The organism is Mycobacterium sp. 852014-50255_SCH5639931 (assembly GCF_001665605.1).
In the GTDB taxonomy this organism is placed as follows: domain Bacteria; phylum Actinomycetota; class Actinomycetes; order Mycobacteriales; family Mycobacteriaceae; genus Mycobacterium; species Mycobacterium paraffinicum.
Map to the genome: position 1 here is coordinate 180598 of NZ_LZSV01000024.1, position 25689 is coordinate 206286.

A 25689-nucleotide genomic window follows, 5' to 3' on the forward strand; every position below is an offset into this window, starting at 1 on the left:
GTAACCTACTTGTGAAAATTTTTCGAAGGTCGTGAAATTGGTTCTGTCTCCGCAGTGCGGACGCCGCCTCTGGCGAGCCATGGACCGACAGGAGGCCAGTCATGAATCTCAAGAAACTCGCAGGTAAGGCCATCGTCACCGGTGCATTGAGCGCGGCGGCACTGGGCCTCGGAACCGGGATGGCACAGGCCCACCCCGGACCGTGGCCGCCGCCAGTTCCGCCGGGTCCGCACGTGGTCGACAATGGTCACTGGAATCCGCTGCCGCCTGGGCAGGTCAAGCAGATTTGTCCCTGGCAGGCGCCGCCCGGGCATTGGGTTGGTGGCCCGCACGGTGTTCCCTGCACCTGATCTCCGCACAATTTGATGCACGCTTGCCGCGCGGCGTCGCCGTGATTCCGACGAGTTCTACTGGCGAAGCCCGAATACGCTGAGCATGCCGATGCCGATGCCGAGCCAGTCCAGCCTCGTGCTCATGTCATGAGGACCGGCTGGCCAGCTGGGCCAATTGTGCTGCCCCCTCGGCCGTTTGGGTGGTCAGTGCGATCCGCCCGGAGCCGACCTGGTCCTCGATGATCGGGGCCTCCAGAACGAGATTGTCGCGGATGAAGGCCACGTGGTCCTTCAGGTGCGAGGCGGTGTAGGACGCCCATGCGGTTGCCGACGGCGGGTCCAGGGTCAGGGTCACGTCGTAGAAACCCGCGGCCAGTGACTTCGGTGGGTCGACGTGTATCAATCCGAGCTGCATGCTCTCCGGACCCAGCATGTACAAGGTGGTCCGCCCGACATCACAGGTGGTCAGCGCATCGGTCGGTGCCACCACGTGGTCGGTGGCCGGGCACTTCTCCGGGGTGGTCGGCTGAGACTTCGTCACCGGCCGGACGGGCAGCGGCGCAATCTTCACAATCGGCGCGGGCAATGCGGTTGTGGTGGGCGCCGGGGCGGTGCTGGCAGTGGTGGTCGACGTGGTGGGTGCGGCCTGATGCCGCGTCGGCTGGCAGCCGCAGAGCAGCGCCCCGAACAGGCCGGCGCACGCGAGCCAGGCGGCGATGACGCGCCCGCGGCGGCGCGTGCAGCGATGCCTCACCACGCCCTCTGTCTGATCACTCCGACGTCCAATCATCCGACCCATTGTTCCAGTCGGACACACGCCGTCACGCCGTTGTCTGATCGTCGTTGCGTCGCAGACGTTTTCGTGCGGGGCGGGGAAAGTCCCACTTGGTGGCCCGCCTGCCCGCCGTCATGGGCGATCACATCGCCCTTTACCGACACTACGAATATAGAGTAAGGTCTCGGTCCGAGACGGATCGCCATGGACAAACGCCGAAAACCTAATCCCGGGGAGCGCCGCCGCGACTTGTGCGATGTGGCGATTCAGTTGTTGGCCGACGACGGGGCCAAGGGATTGAGCCACCTCAAAGTCGACCGCAAAGCCGGCGTGCCCGACGGCACCACGTCGTTCTACTTCCGCACCCGCTCGGCGCTGCTGCGCGCCGTGGCCGAGCGGTTGGCCGAGCTCGACCTCGCCGAGCTGCAATCGGTGGCGGACAGCTCGGCCGAGCGGAAAAACGATGCCTCACCCTCACGGTTGTCGCAGGTGGTCATTCAGGCCGCAAGCGACCCGCAGTTGTCGCGGACCAAAGCCCGATACGAGCTGACGATGCAAGCCACTCGCGACCCGTCGCTCGCCGCGATCTTGCAGCAGGCCACAGACGAGTTCACCAAGCTGCACCGGGAGATCCTCGTGCAACTGATGCCGCACGGCGCAGACCTGGAACCGGCGGTGGTCGAGGATCTCAGCAACGTCACGCTGACGTTCATCAACGGCCTGTTGCAGCGGCTCGCCCATGGCGACCGGCTCATCGATACCGCGGAGCAGTTGGATGGGATCTTGTCCGCGATTGCGGCGGGGATTCTCAAGAGTCCGAACAAGGGGCGCCTGACACGGAGCGACGGCGTGCCACCAGCGCGCCGCGGCGGATCCGGGTGAGCGTGCGGGGCCGGACACGGAGTGCGTGGCTCTGGCTCTTGCCAGGGCACCCGCTGTATGGTTCTCTACGAGAATAGAGTAGAGCCACGTTCGCGGGCCGCTTCAGCCAAAACCCGTGAGCAACTGCGAACAATGCAATTAAGCGGAGTGTATAAATTGGCCGAGCCCGATCCGGCGCTGACAGACCGGCGGCGCCGGCTCTGTTGCAGGGGGCGTAGGTACCCGGAAATGTCTGCAGTAGGAGGGATTTCGTGACGGCGAGCACCGATAGCCATGTTCGTTTCGACCCATATGATGTCGAGTTGATTGCCGACCCATATCCCATGTTCAAACGCCTGCGTGACGAGGCGCCGCTTTACTACAACTCCGAATACGACTTCTACGCGCTGAGCCGATTCGCCGATGTAAACAAGGCAATCATCGACTACGGCACTTACAGCTCCGCTCGAGGCGTGATCATGGAACTGATCAAGGCCAACCTCGAGATCCCGTCAGGCATGTTGATCTTCGAAGACCCGCCGATCCACGACGTGCACCGCAAGCTGCTGTCGCGCATGTTCACCCCCCGCAAGATCGCGGCGTTGGAGCCGATGATCCGCGAGTTCTGCGCGCAATCGCTGGACCCACTGGTGGGGTCGGGGCGGTTCGACTTCGTCTCCGACCTGGGCGCGATCATGCCGATGAAGGTCATCAGCGCACTGCTCGGGATTCCCGAAGAAGATCAGGAGTACATCCGCGATCGCGGCAATGCCCAGCTACGCACCGAGCCCGGCAAGCCGATGAGTGCCGCCGAGCACGGCTTGTCAGTAGGCGAGCAGTTCGAGGCCTATATCGACTGGCGTGCCGACAATCCGTCCGACGACATCATGACCGAGCTGCTGAACGTCGAGTTCGTCGACGAGACCGGCACGACGCGGCGACTGAGGCGCGAGGAGATCTTGGTCTACCTCAACGTGGTGGCCGGCGCGGGAAACGAAACGACAACGCGGCTTATCGGTTGGGCGGGCAAAGTTCTCGCGGAGCACCCCGACCAGCGTCGCGAGCTCGTCGAGAACCCCGGACTAATCCCGCAGGCAATCGAGGAGCTGCTGCGCTTCGAGCCTCCCGCGCCGCACATGGCACGCTATGTGACTCGCGACGTCAGCCTCTATGGCCAGACGGTGCCGGAAGGCAGCGTGATGCTGATGCTGATTGGGGCGGCCTGCCGCGACGAGCGACAGTTTGGGCCCGACGCGGGCGAATTCAACATTCATCGCGCCGCCCGGCCGCACCTCACGTTCAGCGTCGGCGCCCACTTCTGCTTGGGTTCGGCGCTGGCCCGGCTGGAAGGCCGTGTCGCCCTCGAGGAGATCCTCAAGCGGTTCCCGGAGTGGGAGCCTGATCTGGCCAACGCCACGCTCAGCCCGACGTCGTCGGTGCGGGGCTGGGAAACCCTGCCCACCGTGGTGCCCTAATGACCGGCCGCGTCGAGGGCAAAGTCGCGTTCGTCAGCGGCGCCGCCCGCGGTCAGGGCCGCAGCCACGCGGTGCGCTTGGCGCAAGAGGGCGCCGACATCGTCGCGATCGACGTCTGCGGACCGATCGAGAACCTGGCTTATCCGCACTCGACGCCGGAGGACCTCGCCGAGACGGCCGACTTGGTCAAAGCTCAGGATCGCCGCATCGTCACCGCGCAGGTAGACGTCCGCGACTACGACGCGCTGAAATCCGCCGTGGACGCCGGTGTGGAACAACTCGGGCGGCTCGACATCATCGTCGCGAACGCGGGCGTGGGTACCGACGGCCGGAAGCTGCACAAGATCCGGGAGAACGTCTGGCAGGACATGATCGACATCAACCTGAGCGGCGTCTGGCATACGGTCAAAGCGGGCGTACCACACCTACTTGCGGGTGGTCGCGGCGGATCGATCGTGCTCACCAGCTCGGTCGGCGGGCGCAAGGCCTACCCGAACACCGGCCACTACATCGCCGCCAAGCACGGCGTCATCGGCCTGATGCGTGCATTCGCCGTCGAGCTGGGCCAGCACATGATCCGCGTCAACGCCGTGCTACCCACCCAGGTGAGCACCACGATGGTGATGAACGACAACACATTCCGGCTGTTTCGCCCGGACCTGGAAAATCCGGGCCCCGACGACTTCGCCCCCATATCCCAGATGATGCACACCCTGCCGGTGCCCTGGGTGGACGCCGTGGACATCAGCAACGCGGTCCTGTTCCTCGCCTCTGACGAATCTCGTTATGTCACCGGCGTTTCGCTTCCCGTCGACGCGGGCAGCTTGCTCAAATAGGCGCTAGTTCAAGAGAAGTTGGAGAAGATTATGCCTGAATACGACTACGAAGAAATGAAAAAAGAAGCCGAGCAGTACATCAAGTTCGAGAAGGACAAGAAGAATCGGATCGCCTACATCACCTTCAACCGCCCCGAGGAGCTCAACTCCACCACCTTGGGTATGCGGCAGAACTACGCCGACCTGATCCACAAGTGCAACGTGGACGACGACGTCAAGGTCGTCGTGATCCGTGGCGAGGGAGATGATTTCGGAAGCGGTGGCGACCTGCCCGAGCAGCGGGGAATGCTGGAGAACCCCGGCATGCCACTGCTGCACGAGCTGGCCATCAACGATGACGACGTCAAGTACCCGCCCGGCGGATCGTATCGCTACCTGTCGACCGTCACCGACTTCTACGCCAAGGCCCGCGCGGGAAACCGCCCCCTGCAGGAGCTGCGCAAGATCAGCATCATCGAGGCCAAGGGCTACTGCTACGGCTGGCACTTCTACCAGGCCGGCGACGCCGACCTGGTGGTCTCTTCCGACGACGCCCTCTTCGGCCACCCGGCGTTTCGCTACGTGGGTTGGGGACCGCGCCTGTGGTGGTGGGCCGAGACGATGGGCCTGCGCAAGTTCTCCGAAATGCTCTTCACCGGAAGGCCGTTCAGCGCCAAGGAGATGTACGAGTGCGGCTTCGTCAACAGCGTGGTGCCGCGCGAGAAGCTGGAAGAAGAGACGCTGAAGTACGCGATGGCTTGCTCGCGTTCCCGCCCGACCGACACCGTCGCGGTGCAGAAGACCTTCCTGGAGCTCTACAAGCAGCACAAGGGTGAATACTTCGGCAGCCTGCTCACCGGCATGGTCGAGGGGATGCTGCCGATGATTCAAAACGACGCGGAGGAAGTGGACCTGACCGCGGGCACCTTCGAGAAGGGCCTCAACAACGTGGTGAAGGACAACGACCTGAACTTCCCGCCGGAGTGGCGCCTGAGCCGCTCGGGACGCGCGAAGCCCTGACCGTTTTGGGAGAGCTCGCATGTCGGCGCTGACGGGTTTCCGGGTCGTCGAGCTGGCCGGGTCCGTGGCGGGGGAGTACTGCGGAAAGTTGTTGGCCGACTTCGGCGCCGAGATCCTCAAGGTCGAGGCGCCGGAGTCCGGCAGCCCGACGCGGGCGATGGCTCCCATCGTCGCCGACGGCCCCGACGGCAGCGGGCTGTTCGCGTACCTCAACACCAACAAGCAGTCCGTCGTGCTGGATCTCGGTTCGGATGACGGCGTCGAGGCCGTCCACCGGCTCATCGGCACCGCGGACGCGGTCATCGACGACGGCGACACCGGCTGGGCGCGGCTGCACCCGGACGTGGTGTTGTGTTCGATCACACCGTTCGGGCAGGACGCGCCCGCCGAGTTCGGCAATGCCAAGAGCATCAACGTGTTCCACGCCAGCGGTTGGGGATACCACACGCCCAGCCACCCCGACCCCGCCAAGCCGCCACTGCAGGGGCCCGGCCGGTTCCTGGCCGACTACGAAGCGGGACTGGATGCCGCGCTGTGCGTGGCGTCGGCGCTCTTCGGGCGTCTGCACAGCGGCCACGGCGATTCTATCGACATCTCCGAACACGCCGTGCTGGCCTCCCGCGCCGACTGCATCATCGGCCGGTTCATCACCGGTGAGGTGACCGCCGAAGGCCGCCGCAGCGACTACGACCAGGCGGGCCCGGCAGCGTTTTTCGCATGCACCGACGGTTTCGTCTACCTGTACATGACCAGCCGCGCCCACTGGCTCGGCCTGAAAGAACTCATGGGCCACCCGGAGTGGCTGGATGCGTTCGACGACGACTGGCTGGAGTTTTCCGTCACCCCGGAGAAGGTGGCCGTGTTCCAGCGGGGCTTCGCCGGGTGGATCCGGGACCTTGCCAAGGACGAAGCGTCCGATCGAGCCCAACGCCTGGGTGTGCCGTTGGTGCCGGTGAACGGCGCCGCGGACCTGCATGATTCGCCGCAGTACCGGCACCGGGGTTTCTTCCAGCAGGTGCGGCACCCCGTGTTGGGCGACGCGGCTTATCCGACGGTGCCATACGCGTTCAGCGCGTCACCGGCTCGAATCACCTCCGCCGCACCGGCCCTCGGCGAGCACACCGGGCCGGTTCTGGGCCGCATCGATACCCCGCGCCCGCGGCCGCGGGTCAAGTCGGCGCAACTCAAGCCGCCCAAGGATCCGCGCGGTGGGCCGCTGCAAGGGGTTCGGGTCGTCGAGCTCACCAAGGTATGGGCCGGGCCCTACGCGGGCAAGCTGCTGGCGATGCTGGGCGCCGAGGTCATCAAGGTCGAAACCGCGGGTTTCCCCGAGGAGATGCGCGCTTACGGCGGCACCGACATCAACCACGCGCCGTACTTCCTCAGCATCAACCCCGAAATCCTTAGTGTGGACCTCGATATCAAGTCCAGCGAGGGCATGGCGCAGCTGCGTGAGTTGATCGCCCGCAGCGACATCGTGATCAACAACCTGCGCCCGGGCGCGATGGAACGCCAAGGCTTGGGCCATGCGCAGCTGACCGAGGTCAAGGCGGACATCATCTCCGTGTCGATCAAGATGTGGGGCAACGACGGGCCGCTGGGCCACCAAACCGGTTACGCGCCATGCTTCGCCGCCCTGGCCGGGCTCGCCCCGCTGGTCGGCTATCGCGGCGGACCGCCCCTCGGGACGAGCATGCGCTACGGCGATTCGACCGTCGGTGCTGCGGCCGCGTACGCCGCGGTGGTCGCATTGCTGCATCGCGAACTCACCGGCGCCGGGCAGTTCGTCGACTTGTCGGCAGTGGAAACCCTGTCATCGATGATCGGCGACTGCCTGCTCGAGCAGGCCCTGACCGGACAAGCCTTCGTTCCCAACGGCAATGACCATCCGGACCTGTGCCCGCATGGCTGCTATCCGTGCGCGGACGGTGGCTGGATCACGGTGGCCGTCGCCGACGACGCGCAGTGGCGCGGGTTGTGCGACGTGCTCGGCGCGGGATCGCTGGCTGGAGAACGCCGCTACGCCACCATGGAGGGGCGACGGCGCGATGCCGAGGCACTCGACGCCTGCCTCGCGCAACTCACCCGGTGCCACGCAGCCGAGCAACTGGCGGACCGCCTGCGCGCGGCGGGTGTCCCGGCCGCCAAGAGCGCCACCTCTCTCGACGTGATCGGTGATCAACGACTGTGGGCCCGCGAGCTGTATCGGTTCGTCAGCGACCATCGAGAGGGCCAGCGCCCGATCGTCGGGTCATCGTGGCGGATGGCCCGCGGCCAGGCGCGCATCGCCCGCGGCGCGCCGGACTTGGGCGAGCACACCGAGTACGTGCTACACGAGATACTGGGCGCATGACGGGGACACTTGCACACACCGCGGCCCTGGTCACCGGCGCGAGTAGCGGTATCGGGGCCGCGACGGCCAAAGCGCTCGCCGCGGAAGGCGCGGCGGTGGCCCTGCTCGCGCGACGCGCGGACCGGCTCGCCGAGTTGCAAGCCGATATCGAATCCGCCGGTGGCACAGCGCTGGCCGTGGCAGCCGACGTCACCGACGCCGAACAGGTGTCGGCGGCCGTGCAGCGTGCCGTCGCGCAGTTCGGCCGGCTCGACACCGTGGTGAACAACGCCGGGCTGATGCAATCCGGACCGGCGGCCGAGGCGTCGCTGCGGGATTGGGACGCCATGGTGACGGTCAACGTGCAAGGGGTCCTGTACGTCACGCGCGCGGCGCTCCCGCACCTGATCGATGCCGCCGCCGACTCGCCGCGCGGTGTCGCCGATCTGGTCACCATCAGTTCGACCGCCGGGTGGGTGGCCCGGCCGAACACCGCCGTCTACTCGCTGACCAAGTTCGGGGTGAACGCCTTCAGCGAGGGCATTCGGCAGGAGGTGCTCGGGCAGCGGGTCCGAGTCGGCGTGGTGGGCCCGGGAACGGTCGATACCGAAATCTTCGACCATCTCGCCGAATCGTCGCGGGAGGCGTTCGAGCGCCAGACCGCCGACATGGTCAAGTTGCGCCCCGAAGACATCGCAGACGCGGTGCTGTTCATGGTGACCCGGGACCGCCGGGTGGCCGTAAACCACATGCTGGTGCGAGCGGCCGAACAAACCTGGTAAGCAATTGACTTCACATTGGGCCGTGGGCGACCAGTACGGGTTGGCGTTCCCGGCCGACCCCGCGGCGCTGGAAAGTGTTGCGGCGCCGTTCCTCACCGAGGCGTTTCTCGCCTCGGGCGCGTTGCGGGACAACGGCATCGCGCGCGTTACTGAGTTTGCCGAGGTGGCCGGCGGCAGCACGGGACGCAAGGCGATGCTCTCCGTCGAATACGCCACACCCGCCCCGGAACTGCCCGCCGCCCTATTCGTCAAGTTCTCGCGCGACTTCGACGACCCGGCGCGCGATCGCGGCAAAACCCAAATGGAACCCGAAGTGCGATTCGCCGCGCTGTCCTGTGCACCGGAATTTCCGATCGCCGTACCCCGGGTGCTGTTCGCCGACTATCACCGCCAGACGGGCACCGGAATCCTGGTCACCGAACGGATCCGATTCGGTGGCAACGGGATCGAACCGCAGTATCACAAATGCCTCGACTACGAGATGCCCGAACCCCTCGAGCACTACCGAGCGCTGCTCACCGCGCTGGCCCGGCTCGCCGGCACCCATCGATCCGGGCGGCTGCCGGCCGAGCTGACCGCGCCCTTCCCGCTGGACGTGGCGGCCGCGACGGTGGGGGATCGGGCGCCGCTCTCCCCGGACAAGCTGGAGCGCCGGGTGGACCAACTGGCGGAATTCGCCGAGATCCGGCCCGGGCTGCTGCCCGCTTGTTCACCGGAGTTGGTCGCGCGCCTGCGTGCGGACGTGCCGCGGTTCGCGCATTGCGAGCAAACCGTTGCGGGCCTGTTGGCCGATGACTCCGACTACGTCGCGTTGTGCCATTGGAACGCGAACATCGACAACGCATGGTTTTGGCGCGACGCCGACAGCGTTCTGCGCTGCGGCCTGATGGACTGGGGATGCGTCAGCCAAATGAACCTCGGCATGGCGTTCTGGGGAGCCATGTCCGGCGCGGAAACCGACCTGTGGGACTCTCATCTCGAAGAGCTGTTGCAGCTGTTCGTGACCGAGTTCCGTCGTTTCGGCGGACCGGAACTCGATCCGGTTCGGTTGCGCAGACACACATTGCTGTACGCGGCGGCGATGGGCGTCGCCTGGCTGCTGGGCGTACCGGCGTTGATTCGCAAGCGATTCGAAGCCATACCGGACAATCGACGCCATCCACTGATCAGGGACGACGAGGGCGTACGCGCGCCGTTGCAGATGCTGTCGAACCTGCTGTTGCTCTGGGATCGGCATCGCATGGGGGAGCTGCTTGACGCTGCGCTCGCGGAGTGGAACACCTGAGCTACGGCCCCTCGTCGTCCTCGTTTCGGAGCAGCTTCTCCGGATGATGAAAAGTGTTGGTGCGGGGCTGGCCGCGGTCCAAGTGCGGTGGCGGTAGCCATTCCGTGTCGCCCTTGGCGTTCTTGCGGGTGTTCCAGCCGCCGGGCTTGAGCAGGCGGTGGTGGGGTCCGCAGGCGAACGTGAGGCCGTCGACGTCGGTGCTCCGGCACTTGGCCCAGTCGGTGACGTGATGGACCTCCGAGTAGTAACCCGGCACGGTGCAGCCCGGTGCCGAGCAACCGCGATCCTTGGCGTACAGCACGATTCGCTGGCCGGGGGAGGCGAGTCGTTTGGTGTGGTACAGGGCCAGGGCTTTGCCTTTGTCGAAGATCGCCAGATAATGACGCGCGTGGCGGCTCAAGCGGATCACATCGCTCATCGGCAGGATGGTTCCGCCGCCGGTCAGACCACGCCCGGCCGCGGCTTCCAGCTCTTGCAGCGTCGTGGTGACGACGATGGACGCCGGTAAGCCGTTGTGTCGGACCAGTTTTCCCGAGGCAAGCAAGGCGCGGTTCGCCGCGAGCAGTGCGTCGTGGTTGCGTTGCGCCGCGGAACGGCCGTCGCGGTCGATCGTCTCCTGGCTTGGTGCGTCGTCCACGCATGGCACGTCGTCGAGCGGGTTGCACATGCCGGGTGCGGCCAGCTTCGCGAGCACGGCCTCAATGGTGGCCCGCAGTTCGGGGCTGATTACGCCGCGCAACTCCGACATGCCGTCGGCTTGCTGCTCGCCCAGGGTCAGTCCACGCCGCCGCGCGCGGTCGTCGTCGGTGTAGGTGCCGTCGGGGTTCAGGCAATCGGCGACGTGATCGGCGAGTTCGGCCAATTGTTCGGGGCGGTAGTTCATTCCGTGAGTGACCAGGTCGGCTTCGACGGCCTGACGGGTGACGAAGTCCACCCAGCCGGGCAGCTGACGGAAAAGCCTGCGGATCACCGCCACTTGCCCGGTGCCTAGCTTTCCCTCCCGTTGGGCGTCAGCGGTTGCGGCAAGGATCGGGGCCAGTGGTTCGCCGGTCAGCCCACGCCGCGGCCCGAGATCACCTGCCTCCTTGATGCGCCTCGATGCTTCGGCGCGGCTGATCAAAGTCGATTCGGCGATCGCATGGGAGAGCTTGCCGCCCAGCTCCTCTGCCGTGGCCTGGCGGGCCAAGTTGTTGATCAGCGGATGCTCGATAGCCGGCAGCTGGCGACGCACCTTTTCGCAGCGCTCCAGCATCGCCAACTGCTCGCGGGTGGCTAGGTCGTCGCCGTCGTAGCCGACCAGATCCCCCATGGCAGCGTCGATAGTGTCGAATGCTGCCAAAACGGCCTCGCGATCAATACTCACACCCCGAAACTATCGGGACCCACTGACAAATAACGCGTCGCTGAGACCGCTGAAGCTAAAGTGACGCAAGTGATTTCAGTCAGCCGGACCACGCCGGGCTGGTAGTCATCACCTCGACGCCGTCCTCGGTGATGTGAACGGTGTCCCGCCGGAATACCGCGCCGATTCCCTCCTGCCACACGTAGCCGGTGATCGCCAACACCATGCCGGCCTCCAGCTCGTCGTGTTCCCCCGCGGCGAGCAATGGCTCGCACACCACCGGCGGATCGAAGCCCAAACCCAACCCGTGCGCGATCGGCATCGGCGGTATCGGCTCGCCGGCCGACTGAAAGGCGGCGAGCAGGTCGGAGGTGGGCGCACCGGGGCGGCAGGCCGCAAGCATGCTCTCGTACAACGCGTCCGACCGTCCGAACAGCTCGCGGGCGGCAACGTCGACTTCGCCGACCGGCCAGGTGCGCCCCACCTCGGCGACATAGCCATTCGCCAGGGCCCCGGCGGCGAACGCGACCAGGTCGCCCGGCCGAGCCGCGCCGGAATCGGCACGGCGCCATGGGTGTTCCTTCGAAGTCACCCAGGCGGCGTCCTGAGTGGCCGGCGTGCTCACCCCGCCCGCGGCCATTGCCTCCATCATGGCCCCGGCCAGCGTCCGCTCCGATACTCCCGGCGCGAATTCGGCCAGGGCAGCGGCGAGTCCGTGTTCGGCGACGCGCAGCGCGGAGTCCATCGCCGCGATTTCGTCGGGAGTTTTGATGCGCCGCGCCGCGCGCATCGCCACCTCCGCGTCGACGAGCTCGGCAGTGGGGAACGCCTCGGGCAGGAGTGCGGCGAAAGTGGGCGTGATCGCATCGGTTCCGACCCGCCCGGCCCTTTCGGCACCGTCGATCTTCTTCAGCACGTCGATGAGCGTCATCGGGTTCCAGGCCAGTCCGTAGAGGTGATCGTGCCCGATCTCCTCCGGTACCCCCTCGTCATCGGTGCTATTGAGGTAGATGTCCCCGGACGCGCGCACCACCACGCACATGGGACCGAACGGTCGCGTCCCGGCTATCCAGAGCTGCGGCGCGCCGGTGACGTAACGAATGTTGGCCTGCCGCCCGAGCACGAGGATGTCGAGGCCGTGTGCGTCCATTTGCGCCAGCGCCCGTTCCCGACGGCCCGTCCGCAATGCGCGGGGGTCGGGCAAAACCTCAGTCGCCATAAGGGGCATAGGGGTAGTCGGTGATCGGCAGGTAGCCGTCTTCGGTGATCACCACGATCTCCTCACTGCGATATCCGCCTGTCCCGTCCTCCCACACCACGGGTTCCAGAACCAGAACCATCCCGGGTGAGAAGACGAAGTTGTCGTCGAATTCTTCGCCGAGATCCGTTCCGATCATGGGCGCTTCGGCGGGGTAGGTGCCGATGCCATGGCCCAGATAGAAATGCGGCAACCACGGTTTGCGGCCACCGTTGGCGGCGATCGCCGCACGCGCCAGATCACCGGAAGTGACACCGGCTTTGGTCACGGCGAGCACCGCATCCAGGATGGCCCGCCATTGCCGGAACTGATCCTGCTGCCGCGGGGTGGGCCGTTCGCCGACAACCCAGGTCCGGCCGAAATCGGAGCAGTACCCGAGGTAGGTCATGCTGATATCGGTCCAGAGCACATCACCGGCGGCGAGTTCACGATCGGTGGGCAACAGCGGCAACGCAAGATCGCCATGGGTCGTCCAGACTCCTGCTTCGCGTGAACTGGGCATGACCTGCCAGATGGCCTCCAGCATGTTGGTGGTGGCGCCCAGCTCGAATGCGCGGCGCACCAGCGTGGCGGAGAGGTCGATCTGCCGCACTCCCGGCTCCAGGGCCCGCTGCACGTCCACGATCGCTTCTTCGGTGATGCGGGCCGCCCGGCGAAGGCAGGCCAGCTCATCCCGTGTCTTCACCAACTGCGCGGCACCAACCACGATCGCCGCATCCGTCGGCGCGCCCGCCGGAAACAGCTTGGGGCCTGCCCTCCGCATCGCCCCGGTCAGCTCGTCGACGGCGATGCTCGCGCCCGGCGGGATCAGCCCGGCCAGCTCGCGCGCGAATTGCTTTACACCATGGTCGAATTCGAGGTAGACAGGGCCGTGCAGATGGTCGTCCGGCACCGGCGGCTGCGCGGACGCCCCGCCGCGGAATGGCATGAACAGGTGCGGATGTTCAACGTCGGCGAGCACGACCGCGACCGGGCGCTCCACGTGCGACAGACCCGCGTCCACCAGCGGCCAGCTGGCCCCCGTCGCGTACCCGACGTAGCCGTTCATCAGCAGGATCAGCGCGTCGACACCATGGTCGGCCATCGCGGACCGCAGCCGCGCCCCCGTTTCGGAACGCATGCGCGCCCGGTCCGGTTCATCGGGGATGTCGACGAGCGAGCCGGGGGAGGTTAGTGATTCGGTCATCTCAGACACCCAAGAAGCTTCTGACGTTCCCGCTGACGACGCGGACGGCGTCGTCGGGACCGACGGCGTCGACCACGGCGGCCAGTGACCGCTCCGAATATCCGTAGGTGCTTTCGTTGTGCGGGTAGTCGGACGACCACATCACCTTGTCGATCCCGATCTCGTCGATCTGGGCGAGCCCAAGGCCGTCCACCATGAACGAGGCGCACATGTGGGTGTCCCAATAATAACGGACGTCGTGTTCGGGCTGATGTGCGAGCATGTGCCGGTACGAGGCCAGTACGTGCTCGGCGTCTTGCAAAGCCGGCGGGACCCAGGCGATACCGCCCTCGAACCAGCCGACCCGCAGCCGCGGATGGCGGTCGAGGATGCCGCCGAAGACGTACTTGGAGAACATCTCCCGGAACGAGTCGATGTTGACCATCATGGCCACCGCGACGCTGTTGACCTCGCTCGGGACCTTCGGCTGGCTCTCGCCGATGTGGTGAGTGACCGGCAGCCCGGCGTCCTCGATTTCGTCCCACACCGGACTCATCGCGGCGCCCGAGAAGTCGATGGCGCGGCCGTTGTCGTCGTTGCCGGGGCTGATCGGCATCAGAAACGTCTTGAGCCCCAGGGACTTCAGCTCGGTCAGCGTGCGCCGGGCTCCGCGGGGATCCCACCAGTTGATCAGACCGACACCGTAGCAGTGGCCACCGGAGCGCTCCTGGAATGCGGCGATGTGTTCGTTGTAGATGCGGAAGATGCGCTCCCGCAGGGCCTTGTCGGGATAGTGGAACAACGCCAGCACCGCGTTGGGAAACACCAGTTCCTTGTCGACACCGTCTTCGGCCAGCTCACGCACACGGGCATCGATGTTGCTGCTGACAGCACCGGCCAGGTCGTCGTATTGCATGAGCACCGCGCTGAAATCGCCGACCACCATCGACTGCCCCGGCCGCCCGAGCAGGTACGCGCCGTCCTCGTACCAGATCCGCGGCGCGTAATCCTTCAGGTCGTCGGGGAAGTGCTCGTAGAAGATGTCCTCGGCCACCGAAATGTGGTTGTCGGCGGAGAACACCTCGGTGCCGGGGGGGCAGGCCCGTGCTGGCACCGGCGGCGTGACCGCGGCGGTGCTTGGGCGCACCGATCACACCCGCGGGGTAAAGGGTGTGGGTTTGCGATGACATCATCGTCCACTCACCATGTCACCGGAAGCTCGTAGAGGCCATAGGCCAGCGCGTCGTGTTTGAACGGCAGCTCTTCCAGGGGCACCGCGAGCCGCAGTGTCGGGACGCGGCGCAGCAGGGTGGGCAGGACGATCTGCAGTTCCATCCGGGCCAGCTGCTGCCCGACGCACTGGTGGCGACCGTAGCCGAAGCCGACGTGCGGGCCGTCCTCCCGGCGCAGGTCTAGCCGGTCGGGCTCGGGAAATTGCCGGGTGTCCCAGTTCGCCGGCGCCACGTCGAGGATGATGCCCTCGCCTGCGCGGATCGTCTCGCCGCCGACGTCGATATCCTCGACCGCGATGCGGCGCTGGCCCGTCTGAATGATGCTCAGGTAGCGCATCAATTCCTCGACCGCGACGGCAATCGCCTTCGGATCGTCGCTGTCGCGCATCAACGCCAGCTGGTCGGGATGGTCGAGTAGGGCCGCGACGCTCAGGCTGATCATGTTGGCGGTGGTCTCGTGACCGGCGATGAGCACGCCGGTGGCCAGCTGCGCGGCCTCGCGGACGCTGAGCTCTTCGGCGTTGACCCGCTCGGCGAGGTCGGACACCAAATCCTCCGAGGGGCTTTGCATTTTGGCCCGCACCAGATTGGCCAGGTACTTCGCCAACGATGCGGCGCCCTGGGCCGTATCCTCCTCCGTGGCGTAGCGGCCCATGCCCCGTTGGGCTTGGGCCTGGAAGAAGTCGGCGTCCTCGTAGGGCACGCCCAACAATTGGCTGATGACCAGCGATGGGACGGGCAGCGCCAACGTGCTGACGATGTCGCCCGGCTTGGGGCCGGCCAGCAGCGCGTCGATGTGATCGTCGGTGATCTTCTGCACCGCCGGCCGTAGCGCCTCAACTCGCTTGAACGTGAAGGGCTTTGACAACATCCGCCGGAACCGAGTGTGTTCTTCGGCGTCGGACGTGAACACCGACCGCGGGCGCTTGTGCACCGTCGCGAGCATGCCCGCGTTCCAATGCGGATAGCCGGGCAGTCGGTCGTCGACGCTGGCGCGCGCGTCGGTGAACAACGCCCGGATCGCCTCATAGCCGTGGATCAACCAGGGTGTGCTGTCGTCCCAGATCCGCACCCGGCTCAGCTGCTTGTCGGCGTTGAGCTCCAACACCTTTGGCGGCGGGGCGAACGGGCAACCCGGCGCGCGCGACATCGGGAACTCCGGAATATCGGTGGCGGTCGAGACGTCGGTCATCGTTCTCCTTGCTGCTGGCCTGCTTTGGTTTTCGGTCGACTAGCCGCCTGCCGCACCCACGTGCACCGGTGCGCGCCACAGGCCGACGATGGCGTCGATCAGGCCTTCGCCGGCGACCGGCCAGGCCGAACGCGAACGTGGTCCGTGCTCGGCCAAGGCGCCTTCGTGCTCGGCGCAGGTGTGCATGAGCAGGTTGCGCACCATGACCATGCGTTCGGAACGCACCCGCCTGGGCAGCTCGGGGAGGCAGCGGTTGATGCCGTCGATGGTCTGCACCAGCAGCGGCGACGCGAGCGCGTCTTTGGTGACGACGTGGCGGTAGGTGGGGTCGGCCATGGCCTGGGCGGCAAACCGCGCGTACCAGCTGGGCGCCCCGAGCGCGTGCAGGTGATCGGTGAGTGGCCGCACCAATGCGCCCACCCAGTCGCGCAGGTCGGTCGAATCGTCGATGGCGGCCAACATTTGCGCGCGGAGCTCCTCGATGGGCTCCCGATGCCTGCTCTCGATCGCCCGGAGCAGGTCGGTCCTGGTGCCGAAGTGGTAGCAAGCCGCGGCGTTGTTGCCCTGCCCGGCCGCCTCGCTGATCTGCCGGTTCGATACGGCATACATGCCGCGTTCGGCGAACAGCACTTCCGCGGCCGACAGGATCGCGTCCCGAGTGCCTGTCGATCGGTCGGACCGGGCCATCCGCTCGGCGGTCATCGCCTCAGTGAACACCGCGTGCCCGATTAAATCAAGCAGTTTATTTAACAGGCGTGGCGCCGCGGCGATGTGCTACGCATCCGCATTCGAATCCCCGTTCCGTCAAGGTGATTTCATCGCTGCGACGCCCGGGCCGGCCCGCACGGGAATACAGTCACCGTATGAATCCGCTCCAGCGGCTGGCCGGCAATCCGACGGCCTACCGCCGGTTCGTCCTCAATGGCCGGCCGGTCGCGGAAGCTGTTGAGACGCTGCTGCGGTTCGCGACGGGCGGACGGCTCGGCGTGTTGGACCTCGCCGGTCTGCCGAACGTGCGGATCACGACGTCGGGTCGCAAAACGGGCCTCGCCCGCACGGCGACGGTGCAGTACGTGCCCGTCGAGAATGGGCTGTTGCTGGTCGGTTCCAACTGGGGCCGGGACCGCCACCCGTCGTGGTCGGCGAATCTGAAAGCCACGCAGCGAGTTACCGTCCGCAGGCGCGGACAGCGCTTCGTCGCGACGGTGCGGTTGCTCACCGGCGAGGAGCGCGACAAAGCGTGGTCAGAGGTGCTGGCGCACTGGCCGAACTATCAACTAGCGCAAGATCGGGCGGGCGGGCGCCAGTTCCGCCTGTTCCTACTTACCCCCAGTGCATAGGCGCCGCGACGACCGCTAGCCCGGGTTGGATTTTTTCAGGTGCGCGATCTCGCCACCCCAAACCGATTGGGCCCCAGCATCACCCACGCGGTAGATCTGGACCGTCGATGCGATGGCGACGGCGAGCACCAGGATCGCGATAGTCGCCCGGACGACCACGCGGCGCTTGTCCGAGCGGCGTTCGATCACCCGCATCACCACCAGCACCACCGCGGCCGCCAGCAGTGCCGCGGAGAAGTAGGTCATCGTCGCGCCCAGAGCGGCGTGCTTCTGCAGGATGGCGGTGGGTTTGGCCCTCAGGTCGTAAAGCCATTCCCCGGCGTTCACCGTGATCGGCGTCAACACCATGGTGGCCGCAGCCGATAGCACTGCGAGCCACAACAGTGGGCCCCGCCGCGCTGTCGGCCAGGCCACGCACACGATCTCGAGCAGGGCGGTCAGCGGTACAAGCACGACCACGAAGTGCAGCAACAGGGCATGGGCTGGCAGGCCGTTGATGATGGTCATCGGGCTCCTTGGTGGTGGGCGGTCAGTTCGCGATCAGCCGCCGAGCCCCTTCTTGATGGCCGCATCTTGTTTCTGGCCCACGTCGTTGACGAAATCCGCGGGGGCCAGAGTGTCGGGCGGGCCGTCGAACTGCAGCGTGACGAAGGCCCTGCCCTCGGTGAACAGCAGTATCGTCACGCCCTTGCTCTTGTCCGGATTGTTGCCCAATAACGTCGTTCCGCCGGTTCCGACGTTGGCGGCTTGCGTCGTCGGGTTCTTGATCACGTCACCCTGAGCGCCCTTGGCCGTGTTCAGCGCGTCGGTGGCGGCGCCGGGGTCCGCGAACACCTGGATGGTGTCCTTGATGACGTGGCTGCCGTCCTCGTCCTTGAACGTCGTCGCCACGCCCGGCTGGCCATTCGGGTTCGGGGTCGGTGGGGTGCCGGTGAACGGTATCGGCGCGTTGATGTCGCTCGCCTGGATCAACAGTCCGGTGTACTCGCTCGGCTGCGCGGCGGCCGACGAAGTCGGTGCCGAGCTGTGCGCGCTGGTGGCCGAGCTGGACGACCCCGACTTCGACGGCGTTGACGTCGTCGAATTCTTGCCGCACCCCGCTACCGCCACCGCCAGCGCCGTCGTCACCGCGACGCCCGCGGCCACCGTCCGTGAAGTCCTCATAGCTCGAGCTCCCTTCCAGGCTGCCTCCGGCGCCACCGTCGAGTTCGTTCCCGAATCGCACAGTACATTGCGGCGCGGCGCCACCGTGGCCCCGAAGGCCCCTGGGGAGAGTGCAGGGGTTAATCCAGTTGGTCGCGCAGGCAGCGCAGGGTGCTGGCCAGAATGCGGGACACCTGCATCTGCGAGACCCCGATGCACTCGGCGATCTGGCTCTGCGTCATCGATTCGAAGAATCGCATGCGCAAGACCTCGCGTTCGCGCTCGGGGAGTGCGGCAACCAGGACGCGCAGCGCTTCCCGGTTGGTGATGTGCTCGATCTGCGGGTCGATGCCGCCGACCGCGTCCGCGACCAGTCGGGGCGTGCCCGAGCTGTCCGCGCCCACCGGCGCGTCCAGGGAATCCAGGCGGTAGGCGTCGCCCGCCACCAGGCATTCCACTATTTCCTCGCGGGGGACTTCCAGCGCTTGCGACAGCTCGCCCGCGGTGGGCGCGCGCCCCAGCTTCTGGGCCAGATCGCCAGTCGTCCTGCTGATCTGCACGTGCAATTCGCGCAGCCTCCGCGGTACCCGCATGCCCCAGCTGTAGTCGCGGAAGTACCGGCGAACCTCGCCCATCATGGTCGGGACCGCGAAGCCGATGAAGCTGGGCCCTTTGTCGGGATCAAACCTGTTGATGGCGTTCATCAGCCCCAGTCGTGCCACCTGGATGAGGTCATCGAGACCCTCGCCGCGGCGCGCGAAGTGGCTGGCCACATGGTCGGCCAGGGGCAGGCATCGGGTCACGATCCGTTCGCGCTGGCGACGGTAGTCGTGCGACTCGGCCGGCAGCTGGCGCAGCAGCACGAACATTTCGACCACGTCGTCGTACGAATCGTCGGCTTTTTTGTCACGGCGCGGGGCCGAAGGGGCGGAAGCAGGACGGGCGGGAGCGATCACATTGGTCATAGGCGCACGCGCCCATTCTCGGCGCAGCTGATCCTGAAAGCTTTGGTGTACAAACATTTCTGCATTACTGACTCACTCCTCTGAGTCGTGTGCAGCGAGACTGGCAGCTATGCGCACGTCGCCTCACTGCACCTGTATCCGCAGGACTGGTCGTTTATCGAACGCGCTGGTTACCTAAGGGAGATGACTCGAGTGTTGATCGCCGGAGCCATGTCAAGCTCAGTAGCCGTGCGGCTGACTGGCCGCTTTGAGCTAAACGGCGACACGTCCAGAACGGACTTCATTTGTGACTATACGCCCCATCGCGTGTGCCCGCGATCGCTTACCGCAACTCGGCCCCGGCTCTTCTCCCAACCGTTTACGAAGGGCATCGCAGCAAAGCGTCAGACGCTTGCCAGGCCGGTGCCATCATCTGACCGGAACTGGATTATCCGGCTCTTTCGGCTTCGAACCGCCGGCAGCCGGCAAAGCGGAGCGGCATGCCGGTTATCCGGAGTCACCGGCGCTGCTCACCTACGCGCGTGTCGGAAGGTGTCGACCGCAATTCTCATTTCTGTCCCAGCTGGGTACTGTTCGCCTAATGTTCGAGACCGATCTCCCGCGACTTGCTCTCATCCCTAGCCGAGAGCCGTTCGCGCACAATGCATTACGGCGGCGATGAATATTGACGGGCGCCTGCTGGACGGGCGTGGCGTGGCGGTGGCCGGCGGCAGCCGTGGGATTGGACGGGCAGTCGTCGAGCTGCTCTGCGGCCTGGGAGCCGGCGTGGTCGTCAACGGGCGCGACGCGGACGCGGTCGAGGAGACCGTCGCCGTGGTCACGGCGTCCGGCGGCCGTGCCAGCGCGGTGGTCGGACCCGCGGATGACGAGCGCATCGCCGGCCTCCTGGTCGACGACTGCGTGCGCAGGTACGGACGGCTGGACGCACTGGTCAACTGCGCGGGGATCGCCGAGCCGCCCGGCTCCTCGATTCTGAACATCGCGCCGGGCGACTTCGACCGCCTGATCAGCGCCCACCTCGGCACCGCGTTCCACACGTGCCGGGCGGGGGCTCGCGTCATGGCCGCGCAGGGGCACGGCGCCATCGTCAACACCGGTTCGGTCGCATTTCTGGGCGACTACGGCGGCACCGGCTATCCCGCGGGCAAGGGCGCAGTGAACGCCCTGACCATGGCCATCGCCGCCGAACTGAAGGGCCACGGCGTGCGAGCCAACGTGGTGTGCCCCGGCGCCCGGACACGTCTGTCCACGGGTGCCGAGTACGAGAAGCACATCGAAGACCTGCACCGGCGCGGCCTACTGGACGAAATGACCATGCGGGCCTCGCTCGACAGCGCCCCGCCCGCATTCGTGGCTCCGCTCTACGCGTATCTCGTGAGCGACCTGGCGCGGAGCGTGACGGGTCAGATGTTCGTCGCGGCAGGCGGATTCGTCGGTAGCTTCGACCGGCCGACACCGCGGATGCTGGGCTACCGCGACCACCACGACGCCGAACCCTGGTCGGTCGAGGAGCTGCACACGATGATCGGCGCCGCGCAAGCCGCGCACTGAGCGCGCCGAAACCGCCGGGCGACAGCAAATCGATCGCGTCTACGCCGTGGCCGTGCCGGCGCGGGCCGGGCCCGCCGCCCCCGGGCACCCTGATTTCGCCACCGGTGCACCGGAAAGACGCACGTTGTGGGTGTGCGAGGCGGCCCGGCGGCCTAGGCTGTCCTGCGAACCGCAGGAGGGTGTTTTGACAATGCAACCGAACCCGCTCGACCCAGTTGCCAGCGAACGACTGTCGCACGCAGGCAAAGTGTTCACCTCCGATCTGTCGATCAACGAATTCGCCTTGTTGCATGGGGCCGGGTTCGAGCCGATCGAACTCGTGATGGGTGTCTCGGTCTACCACGTCGGGTATCAGTTCACCGGAATCCGGCAACAATCCGAACTGCCCGTGCTCACCGACGCGACCTACCGGGCGCGCTGGAACGCGATGTCGCGGATGCAGGCGGAGGCCGATTCGCTGGGCGCGGACGGCGTGGTCGGCGTCCGCCTCGAATGGCGTCATCAGGGCGAGGGCGAGCATCTGGAGTTCATCGCGGTCGGCACCGCGGTGCGATACACGGAGAAGCCCGGGGCGTATCGCCGTTCCAACGGGCAGGCGTTCACCAGTCACCTGTCCGGGCAGGATCTGACCACCCTCCTGCGATCGGGATTCGTCCCGGTGGCGTTCGTGATGGGCAACTGCGTGTTCCACATCGCCGTGCAAGGGTTCCTGCGCACGCTCGGCCAGGTTGGACGCAACGCCGAGATGCCCCAGTGGACGCAGGGGAGCTACCAGGCGCGCGAGCTGGCGATGTCGCGCATGCAGAGTGAGGCCGAGCGCGATGGCGGAACCGGCGTCGTCGGGGTGCACTTCGCCATTTCCAACTACGCGTGGGGGCATCACACCGTGGAGTTCTATGTCGCGGGAACCGCGGTGCGTCGCGGCGGTGAGGTGCAGACGCTGACGCCGTCGTTCGTCCTGCCCATGAGCGATTGATGACGAGCCTCGATTACGAGCGGGTCGGCGAGTCCATCGGAACGGCCTTGTCCGGTCCCGGGGGAGTCGGGCTGGTGCTGAGGGTCTTCTCCGGCGTTCCGGGGGTGATTTTCGCTCCCGCGCGCCGCGGCTTCTTCCGGTCGCAGCCGGAGCGGGTGCAGATCGGCCACTGGCGTTATGAAGTCACCCCCGACGGCCGCCTGAGCGCCGCCCACCTGGTGAACGGCATCGTCCTGGCCGAAGAGGTCCTCGCCGCCGGCGCCGTCGGACCGCACATCGCTCGCGCCCTCGGGCAGCTGGTGACCAGCTACGGTCCGACGATCATCCCCAACATCGATGCGGCCCTCGAGGTCCTCGAGGCCGGGGCCGGATCGCGCTGAGCGCCGGTCTATACGCGGCCGGCGGCGAAATCGGCCGCCTGGTCGACCATGCCCGCCTCGACGTACTGGCGGTGCGCGACGGGGTTTCCCGCGTCCGAGCAGATCGGGTCGCCGGGCACGCACAATTCGATGGTCTTGGCCGCGTACGGGGGGCCGATCGTCACGGGCGGTTCGTTGATGATGTTCATGAACTGGCTCGACGGCTTTCCGAAGAGCGCGATCGCCGCCACGTGGTTGGAGACCTCGGCCGGCATCGGCTGCAGCGCCTGGACCAGGTGCACCCCGTCCGGCACCGCGCTTTCGGTGACGAAGCCAATCACGGCCGCGCCCTGGGAGTATCCGCCCAACACCATCCTCGTTCGCGGGCAGGAGGCGGCCATGTGTTCGACGTGCGCGCCCGCGTCGCTGATGCCATCCACGGCCCTGGGGAAGTCCGTGGTCGCCGGGTAGTCGACGGGATACACGCCGAGGGACCTGCCGCCGACACGCGGCCGCATACTGTCCACGAAGCTCTGCCCGATCCGGCCGACGCCGGGCGGCTCGTTGGTACCCCGGGCGAACACCACCTCGACATCGGGGCACGGCCCGGCGGCCGCGACGGGAGCGACCGGGAGCGCCCAAAAGGGTGCCAGCACAGCACAAATCAAACTGCCGAGACGATGCGCCTTCACAGCGTGATTTTGTCACAGGGTGACAAAGTGCGCGCGTTATGCGGTTGCGGCCGCCGGCGTGCTACCGCGTCGCGTCGGCACCAGGCGCACGGGGTCGCCTGTGCACGAACGAACGGGCGGCCCGGAGTACACCGCGAAACGCGTAGGCGGCGGTCACGACGGTCAGGATGATGAGCAGCACGAACATGGGCAGCCAGTTGCCCCGGCTGTGGTCGACCTCCCACCAGATGATGGTGAACAGCACCACGCAGACCAGCAGCACCACGTCCCGCCAGTTCCCCTGGTAAGACAGCGCCGCTTTGCGCAGCGCCCGGCTCCGGTCCGCCGTGTCGATCAGGTCGTCGATGCGGGCGTCGATGGTGCGTTGCAGCTCGGCGCGCCTCTTGGCGGCCTCCGGCGGCAGCCGGTCCAGCAAGTCCATGTCCTGCTTGATCAGCCCCCGATAATCCGGGCCCCGGAATTGCCCCGCGGCGACGGCCAGCATCGCGCCGCCGAACACGGGCGCACTATTCAGAGCGATCTGTCCGAGACCCGTCATGCCCGCTCCTTCTGGTCGTCGTCAACGTCGCACGATGACGGGGTCAGGATGCCCTGAAAGGGCGCCGTCGCGTTCGCGGCGGCTCGGGGCTTTGCAGCGCGTCCATCGCGCGCTCCATCTGCGGGTAGGCGATCGCCGGTCCGAGCCAACGCGTGAGATAGCGCCGCAGATCGGCACCGCTGCGCGGCGGGCGCCCCGGGTCGGCGAGAAACGAATGCAGCACCCGCAGGCTGAATTCGTTCAATTCGTCGAGGCCGTCTTTGTCGAAACCGTAACTCTCCCAATCGATGTCATAGCGATGCAGCATCGACCGGCCGAACGCCAGGGCGGTGTCCGAGATGATGGAGACCTTCTGGCCGCCGCGATGACGTTGGTTGAGCACGAATTCGACCTGGTTGTCCGAGGCCAGCTCTTCGATGGCGTACGCCATTCCTTCGGTCATCGCCACGACGGGATCGGTGACCCCCTCGAGGTGGGCCGCCATCCGATCCAGGAACCCGTCGGCCGATCGCATCGCCGACGCCACCAACAGCGCCTGCGTCCCGGGGAAGTACCGATACACGGTCTGCCGGGTGACCCCGAGCACCCGCGCCACGTCGGCGATCCGCAGCGCCGAGCCGCGTTCGTCGATGATCTTGTCGGCGGCATCCAGGATGCGCTCGATCGCCTCCTCGTCGGAGGCGGGCGTGTTCCCTGCCCAACCGTGACTGCGCATTTAACGGGCGGCGAACCCGTAGTCGATGATCCCCACAGCCGGATCATAGCGGCTGGAAGCAGGCGATCGTTGCTGGTTAACGCGGCCGGACACTTCCGCCATTATGAATGCTCACTGCGAACCTTAGGGTGCCGCGCGGCAGGAAGGCCGAACTTTGCACTACGACACGGTGCTTAACGCCGGTCGCTTAATCGTTGCCGCGCAGCGGTTTACGCCACGGATGCACCCAGAATCAGGTTGACGGCCTCGTCGAGTTGTCCCGCAATCTCGTCGAAGCTGACGAACCGGGCGGTCATCAGAGCGCCGGAGAAGGTCATCTGCAGCGTCGATTTCACGGCGCGCGGCCAGCCCGGCCCCAGTGCGGCGCCGATCCGGGTGGCCACCTCCTGGCCGATCTGCTCCCGAATCGGCTTCACCGCCGGATCGTCGGCCATCAGGGCCGCGCCGCACGCGGCGGTCAGTTCGGGCTCGTCGGCTACCACGACGGCCATGTCTCGCAACGTCGCGCTGACCCGCGTCTTGGTGGTGTCGTTGACATCGGTATGCAGCGGCAGCTCGCGGAGAAAGCGCAGGTACACCGCCGCGACCAGTGCGCTTTTCGACGGAAAGTAGGTGTAGGCGCTGGCCGGCGACACTCCGGCGCGACTCGCCACCGAACGCATCGTCAGGTTGGCGTACGACGACGCGCGCAGCTCCTCCAGCCCGGCATCCAGGACCTTGCGGATCGTCTGTCCGGGCCGGCGATCGGACCGGCGAGCCGCATCTTTAGACACCCGTCCAGTGTAGGAAGGCGGCGAGAACGCGAACAACTTCCTTCCGGGTCTTGCCCGGGGGCCGATCCGCGCCCGGCGCTGTCGTTTTGCGTCACCCCCCAAAGGCCGGTCCGGTATTCGTCGGCAGAGATTTACAGACAGCTGTCCAGAACAGCAGGTGCCACTAGAGTGGCGGTTATGGCCGAGGCGGACCGGCATCGCTGGGACGAGCGGTACGCGACCAGAACACCGCCGTCGGTGGAGGCGGTGGGACCACCCGACTTTTTGGCACCCCATGTAGATGTATTGCCCACTGCGGGAAGGGCTCTCGATCTCGCTTGCGGACCCGGAGTCGGCGCGGTGTGGCTCGCGATGCGCGGGCTCGAGGTGGTGGGTGTGGACGTCTCCCCGGTGGCGGTCGGCCAGGCGCGCGAGCTGGCCCAGCGCGCCGGCGTGAGCGATCGGTGCCGCTTCGAAGTCGCCGACCTCGATGACGGTCTGCCGGCCGGGCCGTCCGTCGACGTCATCCTGTGCCATAGATTCCGGGACCGGCGCCTCGACCGGGCGATCATCGAACGCCTGGCGCCCGGCGGCGTGCTGGCGATCGCTGTGCTGAGCGAAGTGGGGGCCGCCGCGGGGCCGTTTCGGGCGGTCGCCGGTGAGCTTCCCGCGGCGTTCGCTGATCTCGACCTGTTGGCCGCCGGTGAAGCCGAGGGTTACGCCTGGCTGCTGGCGCGCGCACGGCGCGAAGCTCGCTGAGTAGCAAGAGTTTTCGCCGTACAAATCGAGGCT

Annotated in this window: 26 protein-coding genes and 1 pseudogene; 13 read left to right on the forward strand and 14 right to left on the reverse strand. The window is 66.6% G+C overall.

Features of this window, described 5'->3' with window-relative positions:
* Positions 1–101 precede the first annotated feature (101 nt).
* Positions 102–350: a hypothetical protein gene (locus A5758_RS25275; protein WP_082939407.1), complete on the forward strand. Its 249-nt coding sequence runs from the start codon at positions 102–104 to the stop codon at positions 348–350.
* A gap of 127 nt (positions 351–477) precedes the next feature.
* Here A5758_RS25275 and A5758_RS14905 read toward each other — a convergent pair whose 3' ends face one another.
* Positions 478–1089: a preprotein translocase subunit SecD gene (locus tag A5758_RS14905; protein ID WP_231987327.1), complete on the reverse strand. Its 612-nt coding sequence runs from the start codon at positions 1087–1089 to the stop codon at positions 478–480.
* Positions 1090–1311: 222 nt separating this feature from the next.
* Here A5758_RS14905 and A5758_RS14910 point away from each other — a divergent pair, with 222 nt between their 5' ends.
* The 7 genes from A5758_RS14910 to A5758_RS14940 all read left to right on the forward strand — a co-directional run bounded on the left by A5758_RS14910 (position 1312) and on the right by A5758_RS14940 (position 9677).
* Positions 1312–1989 carry a TetR/AcrR family transcriptional regulator gene (locus tag A5758_RS14910; protein WP_067741164.1) on the forward strand — a complete coding sequence of 226 codons (678 nt, stop codon included), beginning with the start codon at positions 1312–1314 and terminating at the stop codon, positions 1987–1989.
* A 251-nt stretch (positions 1990–2240) separates the two neighbouring features.
* Positions 2241–3443 carry a cytochrome P450 gene (locus tag A5758_RS14915; RefSeq protein WP_067741166.1) on the forward strand — a complete coding sequence of 401 codons (1203 nt, stop codon included), beginning with the start codon at positions 2241–2243 and terminating at the stop codon, positions 3441–3443.
* A complete protein-coding gene (locus A5758_RS14920) occupies positions 3443–4279 on the forward strand; it encodes a mycofactocin-coupled SDR family oxidoreductase (protein WP_067741169.1) in 837 nt (278 codons plus the stop codon). Before A5758_RS14915 ends, A5758_RS14920 begins: the two co-directional genes overlap by 1 nt.
* Before the next feature lie 30 nt (positions 4280–4309).
* A complete protein-coding gene (locus A5758_RS14925; RefSeq protein WP_067208961.1) occupies positions 4310–5278 on the forward strand; it encodes an enoyl-CoA hydratase/isomerase family protein in 969 nt (322 codons plus the stop codon).
* 19 nt (positions 5279–5297) lie between these two features.
* The gene (locus A5758_RS14930; protein WP_067741172.1) at positions 5298–7631 is read left to right on the forward strand and encodes a CaiB/BaiF CoA-transferase family protein; all 2334 of its coding nucleotides are present in this window, start codon (positions 5298–5300) and stop codon (positions 7629–7631) included.
* Positions 7628–8392, forward strand: a complete 765-nt coding sequence (locus A5758_RS14935) for an SDR family NAD(P)-dependent oxidoreductase (RefSeq protein ID WP_067201189.1) — start codon at positions 7628–7630, stop codon at positions 8390–8392. The genes A5758_RS14930 and A5758_RS14935 overlap by 4 nt, the downstream gene beginning before the upstream one ends.
* 4 nt (positions 8393–8396) lie before the next feature.
* Entirely contained in the window at positions 8397–9677 is a 1281-nt protein-coding gene (locus tag A5758_RS14940) for a hypothetical protein (RefSeq protein ID WP_067741175.1), read from the forward strand.
* A gap of 1 nt (position 9678) precedes the next feature.
* On the opposite strand, the gene A5758_RS14945 is transcribed toward A5758_RS14940, so the two are convergent.
* The 6 genes and pseudogenes from A5758_RS14945 to A5758_RS14970 all read right to left on the reverse strand — a co-directional run bounded on the left by A5758_RS14945 (position 9679) and on the right by A5758_RS14970 (position 16583).
* Positions 9679–10986, reverse strand: a complete 1308-nt coding sequence (locus A5758_RS14945) for an HNH endonuclease signature motif containing protein (RefSeq protein ID WP_067741178.1) — start codon at positions 10984–10986, stop codon at positions 9679–9681.
* 133 nt (positions 10987–11119) lie between these two features.
* Positions 11120–12238 carry a Xaa-Pro peptidase family protein gene (locus A5758_RS14950; RefSeq protein WP_067741181.1) on the reverse strand — a complete coding sequence of 373 codons (1119 nt, stop codon included), beginning with the start codon at positions 12236–12238 and terminating at the stop codon, positions 11120–11122.
* Complete coding sequence (locus A5758_RS14955) at positions 12228–13463, reverse strand: Xaa-Pro peptidase family protein (protein WP_067741185.1); 1236 nt, start codon at positions 13461–13463, stop codon at positions 12228–12230. The genes A5758_RS14950 and A5758_RS14955 overlap by 11 nt, the downstream gene beginning before the upstream one ends.
* Before the next feature lies 1 nt (position 13464).
* Positions 13465–14632, reverse strand: a pseudogene (locus tag A5758_RS14960) (amidohydrolase family protein).
* Between the two features lie 10 nt (positions 14633–14642).
* The gene (locus A5758_RS14965; RefSeq protein WP_067201170.1) at positions 14643–15866 is read right to left on the reverse strand and encodes a cytochrome P450; all 1224 of its coding nucleotides are present in this window, start codon (positions 15864–15866) and stop codon (positions 14643–14645) included.
* Between the two features lie 39 nt (positions 15867–15905).
* A complete protein-coding gene (locus tag A5758_RS14970; protein WP_067741188.1) occupies positions 15906–16583 on the reverse strand; it encodes a TetR family transcriptional regulator in 678 nt (225 codons plus the stop codon).
* Positions 16584–16729: 146 nt separating this feature from the next.
* Between A5758_RS14970 and A5758_RS14975 the strand changes: the two genes are divergently transcribed.
* Positions 16730–17206 carry a nitroreductase family deazaflavin-dependent oxidoreductase gene (locus A5758_RS14975; protein ID WP_067741191.1) on the forward strand — a complete coding sequence of 159 codons (477 nt, stop codon included), beginning with the start codon at positions 16730–16732 and terminating at the stop codon, positions 17204–17206.
* A gap of 15 nt (positions 17207–17221) precedes the next feature.
* Here the strand turns inward: A5758_RS14975 and A5758_RS14980 are convergent, their stop codons facing one another.
* The 3 genes from A5758_RS14980 to A5758_RS14990 form a co-directional block, all read right to left on the reverse strand.
* Positions 17222–17713, reverse strand: coding sequence for a DUF2231 domain-containing protein (locus A5758_RS14980; protein WP_067741194.1), 492 nt, complete (start codon positions 17711–17713; stop codon positions 17222–17224).
* Between the two features lie 33 nt (positions 17714–17746).
* Positions 17747–18370: a hypothetical protein gene (locus A5758_RS14985; RefSeq protein ID WP_067741197.1), complete on the reverse strand. Its 624-nt coding sequence runs from the start codon at positions 18368–18370 to the stop codon at positions 17747–17749.
* Between the two features lie 119 nt (positions 18371–18489).
* The gene (locus A5758_RS14990; RefSeq protein WP_067201158.1) at positions 18490–19314 is read right to left on the reverse strand and encodes a SigB/SigF/SigG family RNA polymerase sigma factor; all 825 of its coding nucleotides are present in this window, start codon (positions 19312–19314) and stop codon (positions 18490–18492) included.
* A gap of 657 nt (positions 19315–19971) precedes the next feature.
* Between A5758_RS14990 and A5758_RS14995 the strand changes: the two genes are divergently transcribed.
* From A5758_RS14995 to A5758_RS15005, 3 genes are all read left to right on the forward strand, one after another.
* Positions 19972–20865: an SDR family NAD(P)-dependent oxidoreductase gene (locus tag A5758_RS14995; protein ID WP_067741200.1), complete on the forward strand. Its 894-nt coding sequence runs from the start codon at positions 19972–19974 to the stop codon at positions 20863–20865.
* 190 nt (positions 20866–21055) lie between these two features.
* The gene (locus tag A5758_RS15000; RefSeq protein ID WP_067741203.1) at positions 21056–21841 is read left to right on the forward strand and encodes a heavy metal-binding domain-containing protein; all 786 of its coding nucleotides are present in this window, start codon (positions 21056–21058) and stop codon (positions 21839–21841) included.
* A complete protein-coding gene (locus tag A5758_RS15005) occupies positions 21841–22221 on the forward strand; it encodes a DUF5073 family protein (RefSeq protein WP_067201150.1) in 381 nt (126 codons plus the stop codon). The genes A5758_RS15000 and A5758_RS15005 overlap by 1 nt, the downstream gene beginning before the upstream one ends.
* An 8-nt stretch (positions 22222–22229) precedes the next feature.
* Here the strand turns inward: A5758_RS15005 and A5758_RS15010 are convergent, their stop codons facing one another.
* From A5758_RS15010 to A5758_RS15025, 4 genes are all read right to left on the reverse strand, one after another.
* Entirely contained in the window at positions 22230–22856 is a 627-nt protein-coding gene (locus A5758_RS15010) for a cutinase family protein (RefSeq protein WP_067201146.1), read from the reverse strand.
* Positions 22857–22953: 97 nt separating this feature from the next.
* The gene (locus tag A5758_RS15015) at positions 22954–23430 is read right to left on the reverse strand and encodes a hypothetical protein (protein ID WP_067201144.1); all 477 of its coding nucleotides are present in this window, start codon (positions 23428–23430) and stop codon (positions 22954–22956) included.
* A gap of 43 nt (positions 23431–23473) precedes the next feature.
* Positions 23474–24145 (reverse strand): TetR/AcrR family transcriptional regulator, encoded by a 672-nt coding sequence (locus A5758_RS15020; RefSeq protein ID WP_067201141.1) that lies wholly within the window; start codon positions 24143–24145, stop codon positions 23474–23476.
* Positions 24146–24354: 209 nt separating this feature from the next.
* Positions 24355–24918 carry a TetR/AcrR family transcriptional regulator gene (locus tag A5758_RS15025; protein ID WP_197503680.1) on the reverse strand — a complete coding sequence of 188 codons (564 nt, stop codon included), beginning with the start codon at positions 24916–24918 and terminating at the stop codon, positions 24355–24357.
* A 177-nt stretch (positions 24919–25095) separates the two neighbouring features.
* Here A5758_RS15025 and A5758_RS15030 point away from each other — a divergent pair, with 177 nt between their 5' ends.
* Positions 25096–25656 (forward strand): bifunctional 2-polyprenyl-6-hydroxyphenol methylase/3-demethylubiquinol 3-O-methyltransferase UbiG, encoded by a 561-nt coding sequence (locus tag A5758_RS15030; RefSeq protein ID WP_067201135.1) that lies wholly within the window; start codon positions 25096–25098, stop codon positions 25654–25656.
* Positions 25657–25689: the final 33 nt, after the last annotated feature.

Coding starts and splice junctions, on each gene's coding strand:
- A5758_RS14990 (WP_067201158.1), bottom strand. CDS start 19,314: ATGACCAATGTGATCGCTCCCGCCCGTCCTGCTTCCGCCCCTTCGGCC.
- A5758_RS14950 (WP_067741181.1), bottom strand. CDS start 12,238: ATGGCGACTGAGGTTTTGCCCGACCCCCGCGCATTGCGGACGGGCCGT.
- A5758_RS15020 (WP_067201141.1), bottom strand. CDS start 24,145: ATGCGCAGTCACGGTTGGGCAGGGAACACGCCCGCCTCCGACGAGGAG.
- A5758_RS14930 (WP_067741172.1), top strand. CDS start 5,298: ATGTCGGCGCTGACGGGTTTCCGGGTCGTCGAGCTGGCCGGGTCCGTG.
- A5758_RS14980 (WP_067741194.1), bottom strand. CDS start 17,713: ATGACCATCATCAACGGCCTGCCAGCCCATGCCCTGTTGCTGCACTTC.
- A5758_RS14985 (WP_067741197.1), bottom strand. CDS start 18,370: ATGAGGACTTCACGGACGGTGGCCGCGGGCGTCGCGGTGACGACGGCG.
- A5758_RS14925 (WP_067208961.1), top strand. CDS start 4,310: ATGCCTGAATACGACTACGAAGAAATGAAAAAAGAAGCCGAGCAGTAC.
- A5758_RS15005 (WP_067201150.1), top strand. CDS start 21,841: ATGACGAGCCTCGATTACGAGCGGGTCGGCGAGTCCATCGGAACGGCC.
- A5758_RS15030 (WP_067201135.1), top strand. CDS start 25,096: ATGGCCGAGGCGGACCGGCATCGCTGGGACGAGCGGTACGCGACCAGA.
- A5758_RS14995 (WP_067741200.1), top strand. CDS start 19,972: ATGAATATTGACGGGCGCCTGCTGGACGGGCGTGGCGTGGCGGTGGCC.
- A5758_RS14935 (WP_067201189.1), top strand. CDS start 7,628: ATGACGGGGACACTTGCACACACCGCGGCCCTGGTCACCGGCGCGAGT.
- A5758_RS25275 (WP_082939407.1), top strand. CDS start 102: ATGAATCTCAAGAAACTCGCAGGTAAGGCCATCGTCACCGGTGCATTG.
- A5758_RS14910 (WP_067741164.1), top strand. CDS start 1,312: ATGGACAAACGCCGAAAACCTAATCCCGGGGAGCGCCGCCGCGACTTG.
- A5758_RS15000 (WP_067741203.1), top strand. CDS start 21,056: ATGCAACCGAACCCGCTCGACCCAGTTGCCAGCGAACGACTGTCGCAC.
- A5758_RS14920 (WP_067741169.1), top strand. CDS start 3,443: ATGACCGGCCGCGTCGAGGGCAAAGTCGCGTTCGTCAGCGGCGCCGCC.
- A5758_RS14945 (WP_067741178.1), bottom strand. CDS start 10,986: ATGGGGGATCTGGTCGGCTACGACGGCGACGACCTAGCCACCCGCGAG.
- A5758_RS14955 (WP_067741185.1), bottom strand. CDS start 13,463: ATGACCGAATCACTAACCTCCCCCGGCTCGCTCGTCGACATCCCCGAT.
- A5758_RS14965 (WP_067201170.1), bottom strand. CDS start 15,866: ATGACCGACGTCTCGACCGCCACCGATATTCCGGAGTTCCCGATGTCG.
- A5758_RS14975 (WP_067741191.1), top strand. CDS start 16,730: ATGAATCCGCTCCAGCGGCTGGCCGGCAATCCGACGGCCTACCGCCGG.
- A5758_RS15015 (WP_067201144.1), bottom strand. CDS start 23,430: ATGACGGGTCTCGGACAGATCGCTCTGAATAGTGCGCCCGTGTTCGGC.